Raw genomic sequence first — 11,813 nt, forward strand, 5'->3', positions numbered from 1 at the left:
CTCGTCCGGGTGCGGCGCCGTCGGCTCCTCCGGGTGCGGAGCGGCCGGCTCCGGCGGATGCGGGGCGGGTTCGGGACTGCTCGGCGGCTCCGGTACGCCGGGTGGGCCGGGTGCGTCCGCGGCCGGGAAAGGGGTGTTCATCTGCCACTTCTCCGTTCTTCAGGCTTCAGCCGCTCACGCCGTCTGCGCGGCGTGGGTTCCTTCAGCGACCTCTTCGAGCAGCTTCGCGTTGAACGCGGGAAGGTCGTCGGGCGTGCGACTCGAGACGAGTCCGGCGTCGACGACCACCTCCTCGTCGACCCAGTCGGCGCCCGCGTTGCGCAGGTCGGTCGCCAGGCTGGGGTAGCTCGTGATCGTGCGGTCGCGCACCACGTCGGCCTCGATGAGGATCCACGCACCGTGGCAGATGACGGCGACCGGCTTGTGCTGCTCGAAGAACGTCTTCGTGAACGCGACCGCGTGGTCGTCCATGCGCAGATGGTCGGCGTTCACGACGCCGCCGGGCAGGACGAGCGCGTCGAACTCGTCGGCCTGAGCGTTCCCGACCGCGGTGTCGACGGACTGCGTGTGCCCGTTCTTCCCGGTCACCTCGCCTGCGCGGGGCGAGACGAGCGTCGCGCGGGCGCCCGCTTCGGTCGCAGCCCTCCACGGGGAGGTCAGCTCGCTGTCTTCGAATCCGTCGGTGAGCAGGAACGCGATGCGCTTTCCGTCGATTCGTGCCATGTCGCTTCTCCTTCGTCGATCCGGCCGGCTCGCAGCCGGTCGCACCACGCTATGTGCGATGGATGCCGGTGGCACGGGGGTTGCGTCAGAACCGCGCCCGACGTACATTTCGCCGCCCCGCGAGGGGGATGGCGCCGATGTCAACCCACTCGCGCCGCGCCTGGCACTGTGATGTGCTCGCATTCACGACGGCATGCCGAACCGGTGTGTCGCCGTCGACGAGACGGAGGTCACGCGATGGGCGACGAAACGAACGCCACAGCGCAGAACGATCCGGACGGCGAGCCGAAGCCGGGCGGACTCGGTCCGGATGGGACGATCCCAGCCGCGCCCGACGGGCCCGCGGCCGGCCACACCGGCGAGCCGTCGACGTTCGAGCCCGAGGAGGACCCGGGGTCCGGGGTCGCGGACGAGACCGGCGGATCCGATACGCGCGGGACGGGCGCGGTTGAGCCCGATCCCGGCGTGTCCGACCCGGACGAGCCCGATCCCGATCTGCACATCGGCGACCGATCCTGACATCGCGGCTGCGAGAGCGGAGCCGCCTGAGGGACGATCGCGAATCGCCGGGCGCGTCGGCGAGCCTCGAGCTACGCGAGTTCGCCCGCGAGCGCCGCGGCGAAGGCGATCGTCGTCAGGTCGCCGCGATGGGGGCCGATCACCTGCACGGACAGCGGCAGGCCCTCGGCGGTCAGCCCCACGGGCACAGCGGTCGCCGGCAGATTGCCGAAGGTCGCCAGCGACGGCCAGGCCAGCTGCGGCTCGTACGGCTCGTCGCGGCCGTCGATGCGCAGCATCCGCTCGTCGTTGGCGACGGACTCGTCGAACAGCGGGAAGGCCACCGTGCCGTACACCGGCGCGACGATGACGTCGAACTGCTCGAACAGCGCGGCCCACTGGCGTCGCACGGCGCGCTGGCGGTCGACGAGGTCGAACCAGTCCTTGACCGGCAGAGACGGGGTTCCCTCGGGCGCACGCCGCGAGCCCACCGCGGCGAGCATCACCCGATAGTCGTCGAGCAGCCGGGCCAGGTCGGGCAGGAGGTCGCTCGACCGGGCGACGGCGGCGCCGGATGCCGCGACCGCGCGTGCCACGTCATCCACCGCCGCGCGCACGACCGCGCCGGTGGCGGCTGACGGGTGCTCGTCGAGCACCAGCACGCGATGCGCGCCGAGCCGATCGTGGCGGGGCGGCGGGAGCTCGAGGCGATTCGCGGGTGAGAAGTCGTCCGGCCCCGCGACGATGCCGAGCGCGAGCGAGAGGTCTTCGGCGGTGCGCGCCAGCGGGCCGATCACCGCGAGCGGCGCGGCCTCCCCGTCCCATCCGCCCGGCGAGTGGCCCTCGTTCGGCACGATGCCCCAGGTCGGCTTGTGGCCGAACACCCCGCAGAAGGCGGCGGGCACGCGCACGCTCCCGCCGATGTCGGAGCCGAGCTCCAGGGCGGAGTATCCGAGCGCGACCGCCGCCGCGGATCCGCCCGACGACCCGCCCGGCGAGCGATCGAGGTCGAATGGGTTGCGGGTGCGCCCGTAGATCGGGTTGTCGCTCTGCCAGTCGTTCAGGGCGACGGGAACGTTCGTCTTGCCGATGACGACGGCCCCGGCATCCTTCAGCCGACGCACGACCAGTGCGTCGCGCTCGGCGCGGTGACCGACGAGCTCGGCAATGCCCCACGTGGTCGGGTGGCCGCGAAGATCGAAGCTCTCCTTGACGCTGATCGGCACGCCCTGCAGCGGCCCACCCTCACCGCGGTCGAGCACGTCGTCGGCGGCCCGCGCGTCGGCGCGAGCGCGGTCGAAGTCGTGCACGACCAGCGCGTTCACCGCGCCATCATGCTCGGCGACCGCGGCCAGCGACTCGTCGAGCAGCTCCACCGCGCTGATCTCGCGGGCGCGGAGCGCGGCGGCGAGGGCGCGCGCCGAGGCGCGCCGGGGATCGAGCGCCATCAGCTGCCGTCCACGGCGGGCACGAGCGTGAAGACGACCTCTTCGACCTCGCGCCCGAGCCCCGGCGCGTATGCCGTGCCGCGCGAGACCTCGGTGAAGCCGGCGCTCCGCAGCACGGCGATCGCCGCGCCGTTGTGGGCGGCGGCTCGCGCGTACAGCGGTCGCTCGGGCTCGTGCGTGACCAGTTGCTGCAGCGCCGCTGTCGCAACCCCGCGGCCCCACGCGTGGCGTGCGATCCAGACGCTCACCTCGCGGTCGCCGTCGACGGTGAACGCGGCCGCCGTGCCGGCGAAGCCGCTGTTCTCGGTCACGACCGCGTACCGCACGTCTTCGGCCTCGCGCTCCCGCGCGATCCAGGCGTCGAAGGTCGCGCGGTCGTCGGGGTCCTCAGCCGTGAAGGCGGCCATCGCGATCGCGTCGCGGTCGCGCATCATCTCGAAGATCGCGTCGAGATCGTCATCGTCGAGGTCGCGCAGCTCGATGTGGCCCACGGCTTCACCGTAGCGAGGGCGTCGGACTCAGGCCAGTCCGTGGATGCGGCGCAGCACGTCTTCCGCGACAGCGCCGTCGCGGGCAGCCAGGGCGTCGCGGTACTCCTGGTAGAGACCCCCGCGCGCGACGGGGCAGTCGACGAACGGGCGCCAGTCCTTGATGTCGCGTCGGATCGCCACCTCCGCCTCCTTCATCACCCTGCGCACGGCGACGTTGTCGGCGGCGCGGGTGAGAAAGGAGAAGAACGCATAGCTGCGCTCGGCGAGGGCGGCGCGATCCTCGCCGCGCGCGGCGTGCACCATGTCGTCGGCGTACGTGAGCGCCTCGCGCAGCGTCTCGTCGGTCGCGCGCGCGGCGGTCATGCGGGTGAGGTTGCCCATGAGATAGGCCACGAACTCCATCGTGTCGTCTTCGGCCCGCGGCAGGGCGACCCGCGTGTAGCGGTGCGGGATCACCTCGACGAGCCCCACGCGCTCCAAGCGCTGCAGCGCTTCGCGCACCGGCGTGCGGGAGACGCCGAGCCATTCCGCGAGCTCCTGATCGCGCAGCTGCTCGCCGGGGGCGAGGGTGCCGTCGAGGATGGCGTCAGCGAGTCGCGCGTGCACCTCGTCTCCGAGTGCTGCTCCCCGCGGCGCGAGAGGGGCGAACTTCTGCGTCATGACCTCGACATTCTACGCACCGGTTTCCCTACCCCGGCCACTGATATATCGGTAGAGTGTGCGTGTCACGCCTCGCGTGGCCTATCCGGGGGGATCCGTCGGCGCCCGGGCTTCGAGCATCGCTCAGCCCGGGCGCGCGATGGTTCCGGGGCGGAGCCACCGGCATCCACCTCCTGTGCAACATTTCTGTCACCTCTCTGTGCAACATTTCTGTCACCTTCGGTCACCGGTATCGCCAGCCTGCGCGCGGATCAGTACGTTGGAAATCGACTCGCTGCATGAGCGCGGGCATCCCCGAAGAACGGCAAGTAATGAGCACGCAGGGCACCGTCAAATGGTTCAACTCGGAGAAGGGCTTCGGCTTCATCGCTCCTGACGAGGGCGGCGCAGACGTCTTCGCGCACTACACCGCGATCGACTCGAAGGGCTATCGCTCGCTCGAGGAGAACCAGCGCGTCGAGTTCGAGATCGCGCAGGGACCCAAGGGTCTGCAGGCGGAGAACATCCGTCCCCTCTGACGCTCGGGGCGACTGAGCCGGGCGTGCGTCTGTACCGTCCGGCTCGGTCCCTCTCCGTTCAGTCCTTGTCGCCGCGCACGAGCTCCAGGCCTGCGCCGGCGAATTGGCGCAGTGTCGCCTCGGGCAGGAACGCACGCGTGAGCGCCCCGCCGATGCGGGAGAGGTCCGCCTCGTCGCGGTACAGCAGGTACAGCGTCTCGTATCGCGGGTGGAACTTCTCCTTGAATCGGTGGAGCGAGCGGAAGCCGTACACCGGCTCGAGCATGTCGGCGAGCCGGTCGCTCAGCGACGCGATCATGCCGGCATCCTCCGGGTAGTCGTGTGCCAGCGGCGCGCCCGACAGCGACATGATCTGCGCGCCCTCGTCGGAGAACGTGCGCGCCGACATGCCGATGAGGAACTCCATCACGGGTCCGAATCCGCCTTCGCGCCTGCGCATGAGGTCGAGGGTCCAGCCGCGCACCTTCCCGTCGCCGGCGTAGACCGGCAGCCACGACAGGAAGCCGTCGACATCGCCCGACGGCGAGACGGCCAGCGCGAGGCGCACCTCCGGGTCCTCGGCCTCGACGAGCGTGCCGAGTGTGAAGCCCATCTCGGGCAGGCCCTTGTCGCCGACCCACATCTCCGAGATTGCCCGCAGCTGCTGCTGAACGCCCCAGGGCTCCTCCTTGAGCCGCGTCAGGCGGAACGTCATCTCCTCGCGGCCCGCGCGGTTGAGCGCGGTGCGCACCGAGTTCCAGCGCTTGCCGGTGAACTCCAGGCCCGGCAGATCGACGATCGTGTCGTCGGCGACCACGAGGCTCCGCCACGTCGGCGGCACGGCCGCGCGACTCGACTCGTCGGCGCTGAAGAAGCAGGGGATCAGACCGGCGGTCTCGGACATGCGGATGAACTCCGAGATGGATGCCGCGCGCGACGACTCCGGCCCGAGGGGATCCGCCAATGCCAGCGCCACGCCCAGGCGCCGCTGATAGGTGACGATGCCGCCGGCGGTGCGCGCGTAGGAGTTGCCGTCCCACGTCGTCATCCAGGAGAGTGTGCCGCCGCCGTGGGTGCGCAGCGCCTCTTTCACCTCGTCGACACCGGGCGGGGGCGGCTGGCCGATGCGGGAGCGGCGCCGCGAGCGGAACGCCCCGCGCACCCAGACCAGGTAAACGAGCATCAGCAGCCAGAGCACGCCGCTGGCGAGGGCGAGCTCCGTCTCGCCGTCGATCGTCGCCTCGACCTGAGCCTGGGTGGTGATCACGATCGCGGTGATCACCAGGCCGGCGGTGAGGATGTTGAGGATGCTGATGATGAGCGTGACCACCCACGCCCAGCGCCGGCCGCGGCGCAGGCCGTTCGCCACGAAGAGGATGATCGCGGTGTCGACGGCGAAGTCGATGAAGCCGCCCGTGGCAGGTTCGGTCGTACCGAACAGGCCATCGGTGGGGACGAGCGCCGAGATGATCTGCACGGCCCCGAGCACGAGCACCGCGATGAACGCGATCAGGCGCTGCTCGCGCACCGTCGTGTGCTGCACGCGCAGCGACCGATCGACGAACAGCACGAGCACCACGGCGAGCAGGTGCTCGAGGTCGGCGAGCTCGCCCCAGAAGAGCATCGCGACGAACACGAATCCGAGCAGCACCAGCCAGGCGCGCACGCGCCACGGGGAGACGAACAGACCCACCGCGGCGGCGATGCACGCCATCGTGCCGCCCGAGGGTCCGACATCGAGCGCGGTCGCCTGGGTCTGCGCCCACGCCCACGGCATCAGCGAGAGGGCGGACAGCAGGAGCGCGGAGCCCAGCACGGCGAACAGCTGACCCACCCAGAAATACGCGAGGGCGACGCGCCAGCCCCGCAGCGACTCGAGGAACGCCATGCCGGCGAAGCTCGCGATCGTGAAGACGTAGACCCAGGGCTGGTTCACGAAGAACGTGCCGACCACGGGAGTCCACCATCTCCCCTCCTGCAGGGCTGGGAGGCCGTAGGCCACCGCATCCCACCAGGGGCCGTCCTCGAACGGCGCCCACAGGCCCGCGCCGATCACCCCGGCCAGAAGCAGCGCCGCGAGCATCGCGAGGGTCGCCGGGATGCGGGCGAGCGCGGCGACCACCCGGCGGGAGCGCGGCGGGACGACGGTGGTGGCATCCGACGAGGTCATCGCGCTCCTTGGGTTCAGCGGGCCGGTGCGGCCTCGGGTGTCTTCGGCGCCGCCACGGCGTCGGCATCCGACATGGCGCGCCGCGCCGCATCGAGCGCCATCACCGGATCATGGGCCTGGCGGGCGGTGGCGAGTTCGATCTGGGCAGCCGACAGCAGCGCACGCGCATCGGCCGACGCGTCGCCCGTCGACAGGCGGGCCTCGGCGCGGGCGACGAGCGAGCGCGCGGCGGCGAGGGTTCCGGGCAGTGCGGTGCGGGCGGCACGCAGCCGCTGCTGGTCGGTGCGCCCGGCGTCGAGAGCGTGGTCGAGGCGCCGGCGCAGCCGCGCGATCCGGTCGATCGCCCCGGTGGGGTTGCGCGCCGCCGTCGCGGTGAGGTCATCGACCTCGTTCGCGATCGCGCGGATCTCGTCCTCGAGCGCGGTCCCCTCCACCGGATCGAGGTGCTCGCGGGTGGCCATCGCCTGCCGCACGGCCGTGCGGGCGGCATCCACCTCTTCCGGCACGGCCTGTGCGGCCTGCGTGACGAGCCGGTGACGCTCTTCGAGCACCCGCAGGGCGGTCTCGGCGCGCCGGCGCGCGCGCTCGGCGGAGACGAGGTCGGCATGCGCGTCGCCGCGCCCGGCTCCCTCCGCCCCCGCACGGGTCACGTGCGCCTCGGCGGCGTCGAGAAGGCGCGCGGATTCGGAGGCCTGGGCGACGGTGGTGCGTGCGGCCTGGGCGGCATCCCGCCACTCCTGCTCGGCGAACCGGGTCGACAGATCGGTGACGAGCGCGGTCGGCTCGCCCATCTCGTCGTGCAGGTGCGCGAGCCGCGCGCGGGCCGCGTCGAGCTGGGTGCGCGCCGACACGTGCTGCGCCGCCCAGGCACGGTGCTCGGCCGCGGCCGCGGTGACCTGCTCGAGGGCGGCATCGCAATCGTGCTCGACGCGGTGGGCACCGCGGCGCACGTCGGTGGGATGCAGCGCCACGGCGCTCAGCGCGCGGTAGGAGGCGAAAGACTCGTCGCGCGCCCGCTGCGCCGTGCGCCGGGAGCGACGAAGGGTCGGCGGCGCGGACTCGTCGATCAGTGCGCCCGACAGGGTCAGCTCGACGTCGAACGCGGCGACGGCGTCGTCGAGCCGCACGAGGGTTGCACCGGCGCGGCGGCGCGCCTGCTCCGCGGCGGCGCGAGCCCGCGGCGATCGCCGCGATCGCCGCACCGCCCACACCGTGATCGAGAGCGCGAGTGCGGCCACGACGAAGCCGACCAGGACCGGGACGACCCAGCCCAGCGCGGCGGCGAGCAGATCAGGCATCGGCGGCGACATCTCCGTGATGCTCGGCGGAAGGGGATGCCGAGCTCGCGGCATCCGGGAACAGCAGCAGATCGCGCAGCTGCGAGACGTCGTCGACCGCGGCCTGCGCCCCGTCTGCCTCGTGCGGCCAGCTGAACCCCCAGCGGACGAAGATCACCGGGACCCCGTGCTCGGCGCCGCCTTCGACGTCGTGGTGGCGGTCGCCGATCAGCACCGGACGACTCGTGTCGACGCCCGCGGACCGGAGGCGGCGCAGCGCCTCGGCCACGATGTCGCTCTTCGCGCTGAGGGTCTTCTCGTCGGGGGTCGCGCCCACGATCGCGGTGAACGATGTCGACAGATCGAAGTGGTCCATGAGCGCGACCACCTGGATCTCGGGCTTCGAACTCGCCGTCGCCTGCGGGATGCCGGCGGCGTGCACCTCGTGGATCAGATCGCCTACGCCGTCGAACAGCTTCGCGCCGGTCGTGTACCCGTCCGCCTTGCCGAGCACCCGGTAGAACGCCACCGCCTCGGACGACTGCTCCGGCGTCATGCCGACGTTGACCTGGAACGACTCGTACATGGGCGGGCCGATCCAGTGCACGAGCTCGGCGCGCGTCGGCGGACGCCTGCCGAAGTGCTCGAGCGTGATCGTCAGCCGGCGCAGGATCCCGTCGGACGCATCGACGATCGTGCCGTCCACGTCCCAGAGAATGCAGGTCCAGGGCGAGCGGTGTGGCATGGCACCCACCCTATCGGCGCGCCCGCGCGCTCCGCCGGGCGGGAGCGGCGCGCGGTTCAGAACGGGCCGCGTTCAGAACGGGCCGCGTTCAGAACAGGCGCGGTTCAGAACAGGCGCGGGGCTCCCGACTCGATCCCCTTCATGCCCTCGTAGTCGAGCGTGACGCAGCGGATGCCGCGGTCGGCGGCGAGCACCTTCGCCTGGGGCTTGATCTCCTGTGCGGCGAACACGCCTGTCACGGGCGCCAGGTGAGGGTCGCGGCCGAGCAGCTCGAGGTAGCGCGTGAGCTGCTCGACGCCGTCGATGTCGCCGCGGCGCTTGACCTCGACGGCGATCGTGCCGCCCGCCGGGTCGCGCAGCAAAAGGTCGACCGGGCCGATCGCCGTCGGGAACTCGCGGCGCACGAGCGTGAGCCCGTCGCCGATGACCTCGACCTGCTCGGCGAGCAGACGCTGCAGATCGGCCTCCACGCCGTCCTTCTGCAGCCCGGGGTCGATGCCGAGCTCATGCGACGAATCGTGCAGCACCTCGTAGATGCGCACGAGGAGGGCATCCCCCGTCTTCGCGTGGGTGACGCGCCAGTGCTCCTGCACGCCCGCCGACGCGGACTCCTCGTCGGGCTTCTCGACCTCGAGCCGGCAGGGCGGGCTCATCCAGTTGAGCGGCTTGTACGAGCCGCCGTCGGAGTGCACGAGCAGCGAGCCGTCGCCCTTGTGCACGAGCAGCCGCGTCGCGAGCGGCAGGTGCGCCGAGAGCCGGCCGGTGTAGTCGACGGAGCAGCGGGCGATGACGAGGCGCATCCGACGAGCCTAACCGCGGATGGATGCCGCCGCCCGGCCGCCCACGGCTGCGGGCCTGCTCAGTGCCGGACGTGTCCGGCGCCGACGGTCGAACCGGCGATCGGCTTGGCTGCGCCGGAGGCCAGGCCCGACATGACGATGAGGCCGACGATCACCCAGAGGGTGGGGAGGATGCCGACCTGGTGGCTGATCCAGCCGAGCACGGGCGGTCCGCACAGGAACGCGATGTACCCGATCGTCGCGGCGGCCGACACCGAGGCGGCGGCCTTCTTCGGGTCGTCGGCGGCTGCCGACATGCCGAGCGGGAAGCCGAGCGAGGCGCCCGCACCCCACAGGGCGATGCCCACGAAGGCGATCGGCAGAGACGGGGCGAGGATGAACATGATGAGGCCCGCGGCGGAGAGCACCGCGAGGATGCGCAGTGTCCACACGCGACCGAGGCGGTCGACGAGCGGACCGCCGAGCACGCGGAACGCGGTCATCGCGACCGAGAACACGGTCAGGGCGATCGCGCCGACGGCCTCTGTCTCGCCGTGGCCGTCGACCATGGCGATCGTGAGCCAGTCGTTGGCGCTGCCCTCGGCGAACGCCATGCCGAGCATGATCGCGCCGATCGCGTAGGTGCGCGGGTCGCGCCACACCTCGAGGATCTGGCCGAACCGCTCGCGGCGGGTCGAGACCGGGGCGTCGTCATCGTCGTGCGCGATGGCGCGGTGCGGCACGAACCGCAGGGCGACCAGTCCGGCGATGAGCACGGCGATCGCGGCGCCGGTGAGGTGCCAGCCGACCCCGACGCTCCACGCGGCCATCGCGATGCCGACGCCGGCGCCGGCGACCGTGCCGAAGGAGAAGAAGGCGTGGAACAGCGGCATCAGCGTCTTGCCACTGGCCTGCTCGACGGCGGCGGCCTCGACGTTCATCATGACGTCGGTCGCGCTCATGCACAGCCCCATCAGCGCGAGGCCCACGGCGGTCACGCCGAACGACTGCGCGTACTCGACGCCCATGCCCGCGACCACCATGCCGCCGGCGAATCCGATCACGGTGACGTACATGCCCCGACGGGCGCCCCAGCGCGCGACGACGAGGTTCGCGAGCGAGAGTCCGATGATCGAGGCGACGCCGATGACGAACAGCAGCACACCGATCTGGAAGTCGTTCGCACCCAGGTCGACCTTGACCGCCGGCAGGCGCGAAGCCCACGAGGCGAAGCCGACGCCGCACACGAGGAAGATCGTGAAGATCGCCGTGCGCCACTGCACGAGGGTCGTGCGGGTGAGAACCTGTTCCATGCGGGCCATCGTACCGAATCGATTCGACAATCGTCGAATCGATTCGGCGGATTCCGAGCGAGCCAGGTAGCATCGGGCGCATGGGCACCCGAGCCACGATCGCCGACGTCGCGAGAAAGGCCGGCGTCTCGCCGTCGACGGCCTCCGTCGTCTTCAGCGGCAAGACCCCGGTCTCCGATGCGACGCGTCGGAAAGTGGAGGATGCCGCGGCTGAACTGGGCTACACCGGCCCCGACCCGCGTGCGGCGTCGCTGCGCACCGGGCGCTCGGGCATCGTCGGGGTGGTCTTCGAAGAGCACCTCGGCGCCGCGTTCCTCGATCCGGTGAAGACCCTCATGATGGACGGCCTCGCCGACGCCGTCTCGCCCCTGGGCGCAGGACTCCTCCTGCTGCGCGACCACGAGCCCTCGGGCCGCGGCGCCACCCTCACGACTGCCCCGATCGATGCCGCCGTGCTCGTCGGGTGCAGCGGGCGCCTCCGCGAATCCCTCGACGCGGTGCTGGGGCGCGGCATCCCGGTGGTCGTGATGGAGGGGGATGCCGGCGCCGACGTGCCGCGCATCGATCTCGACAACGTCGAGGCGCAGCGACAGGCGGCCAGCCACGTGCGCACGCTCGGACATTCCGCTGTCGTCATCCTCACGCTGCCTCACCGTGCCGACGGGCCCGCGGGCTGGGTCGAGGGCGCCGCCGACGACGAGATCACCGTCGACGTCACGCGCGACCGCCTGCGCGGGGCCCGCGAGATCTACCCGTCGGCGCCCGTGTACGCTGCGGCGGCGAGCTCGATCGACGAGGGTGTCGCCGCCGGCCGCGCGATCCTCGCCGATCCCGCCGCTCGCCCTACCGCCGTCATCGCACAGAGCGACCTCCTCGCCGTGGGAGTGATCCGCGCGGCGGAGGAGGCGGGGCTGCGCGTGCCCGAAGACCTCAGCGTCACCGGCTTCGACGGCATCGAGATCGACGGCCTCGCTCCGTACGAGCTCACCACGCTCGTCCAGCCCGCCGCCGACAAGGGGCGCGCCGCCGGCGTGGCGGTGGCCGCGATGCTCGAGGGCCGGGAAGCGGCATCCATCCGGTTCACGTGCGTGTTCCGCGAAGGCAACACCACCGCGGCAGCGCCGGTCGAGACGGGCCTCGCCGCGTCGGGGGCCGCTAGACTGTCGCCGACACCCTGATCGCCAGAGCCGTAGAGTTCCTGCACTCCGGCCG

At 71.8% G+C, this 11,813-nt stretch carries 12 protein-coding genes; 3 read left to right on the top strand and 9 right to left on the bottom strand.

The window, feature by feature from the left end:
• Positions 1-174: 174 nt before the first annotated feature.
• Positions 175-723, bottom strand: coding sequence for a type 1 glutamine amidotransferase domain-containing protein (locus tag HQM25_RS00135; RefSeq protein ID WP_172988360.1), 549 nt, complete (start codon positions 721-723; stop codon positions 175-177).
• Positions 724-960: 237 nt separating this feature from the next.
• Here HQM25_RS00135 and HQM25_RS00140 point away from each other — a divergent pair, with 237 nt between their 5' ends.
• Positions 961-1,242: a hypothetical protein gene (locus HQM25_RS00140; protein ID WP_172988361.1), complete on the top strand. Its 282-nt coding sequence runs from the start codon at positions 961-963 to the stop codon at positions 1,240-1,242.
• A 71-nt stretch (positions 1,243-1,313) separates the two neighbouring features.
• Here HQM25_RS00140 and HQM25_RS00145 read toward each other — a convergent pair whose 3' ends face one another.
• Genes HQM25_RS00145 through HQM25_RS00155 form a run of 3 tightly spaced genes read right to left on the bottom strand, consistent with a single transcriptional unit; the run spans position 1,314 to position 3,820 of the window.
• A complete protein-coding gene (locus HQM25_RS00145; RefSeq protein WP_172988362.1) occupies positions 1,314-2,669 on the bottom strand; it encodes an amidase family protein in 1,356 nt (451 codons plus the stop codon).
• Positions 2,669-3,160: a GNAT family N-acetyltransferase gene (locus HQM25_RS00150; protein WP_172988363.1), complete on the bottom strand. Its 492-nt coding sequence runs from the start codon at positions 3,158-3,160 to the stop codon at positions 2,669-2,671. The genes HQM25_RS00145 and HQM25_RS00150 overlap by 1 nt, the downstream gene beginning before the upstream one ends.
• Before the next feature lie 27 nt (positions 3,161-3,187).
• A complete protein-coding gene (locus tag HQM25_RS00155) occupies positions 3,188-3,820 on the bottom strand; it encodes a GntR family transcriptional regulator (protein WP_172988364.1) in 633 nt (210 codons plus the stop codon).
• A 311-nt stretch (positions 3,821-4,131) separates the two neighbouring features.
• Here HQM25_RS00155 and HQM25_RS00160 point away from each other — a divergent pair, with 311 nt between their 5' ends.
• Positions 4,132-4,338 carry a cold-shock protein gene (locus tag HQM25_RS00160; RefSeq protein WP_172988365.1) on the top strand — a complete coding sequence of 69 codons (207 nt, stop codon included), beginning with the start codon at positions 4,132-4,134 and terminating at the stop codon, positions 4,336-4,338.
• Between the two features lie 58 nt (positions 4,339-4,396).
• On the opposite strand, the gene HQM25_RS00165 is transcribed toward HQM25_RS00160, so the two are convergent.
• The 5 genes from HQM25_RS00165 to HQM25_RS00185 form a co-directional block, all read right to left on the bottom strand.
• The gene (locus HQM25_RS00165; protein ID WP_172988366.1) at positions 4,397-6,487 is read right to left on the bottom strand and encodes a bifunctional lysylphosphatidylglycerol flippase/synthetase MprF; all 2,091 of its coding nucleotides are present in this window, start codon (positions 6,485-6,487) and stop codon (positions 4,397-4,399) included.
• A 14-nt stretch (positions 6,488-6,501) separates the two neighbouring features.
• Positions 6,502-7,785 (bottom strand): hypothetical protein, encoded by a 1,284-nt coding sequence (locus HQM25_RS00170; RefSeq protein WP_254359444.1) that lies wholly within the window; start codon positions 7,783-7,785, stop codon positions 6,502-6,504.
• Positions 7,778-8,509: an HAD hydrolase-like protein gene (locus HQM25_RS00175; RefSeq protein ID WP_172988368.1), complete on the bottom strand. Its 732-nt coding sequence runs from the start codon at positions 8,507-8,509 to the stop codon at positions 7,778-7,780. The genes HQM25_RS00170 and HQM25_RS00175 overlap by 8 nt, the downstream gene beginning before the upstream one ends.
• Before the next feature lie 104 nt (positions 8,510-8,613).
• The gene (nucS, locus tag HQM25_RS00180) at positions 8,614-9,309 is read right to left on the bottom strand and encodes an endonuclease NucS (protein ID WP_172988369.1); all 696 of its coding nucleotides are present in this window, start codon (positions 9,307-9,309) and stop codon (positions 8,614-8,616) included.
• 59 nt (positions 9,310-9,368) lie between these two features.
• A complete protein-coding gene (locus HQM25_RS00185; protein ID WP_172988370.1) occupies positions 9,369-10,601 on the bottom strand; it encodes an MFS transporter in 1,233 nt (410 codons plus the stop codon).
• 80 nt (positions 10,602-10,681) lie between these two features.
• On the opposite strand from HQM25_RS00185, the gene HQM25_RS00190 reads away from it, so the two are divergent.
• Positions 10,682-11,779: a LacI family DNA-binding transcriptional regulator gene (locus HQM25_RS00190; RefSeq protein ID WP_172988371.1), complete on the top strand. Its 1,098-nt coding sequence runs from the start codon at positions 10,682-10,684 to the stop codon at positions 11,777-11,779.
• The last annotated feature ends 34 nt before the right edge of the window (positions 11,780-11,813 follow it).

The sequence above is a fragment of the Microbacterium hominis genome (assembly GCF_013282805.1).
In the GTDB taxonomy this organism is placed as follows: domain Bacteria; phylum Actinomycetota; class Actinomycetes; order Actinomycetales; family Microbacteriaceae; genus Microbacterium; species Microbacterium hominis_B.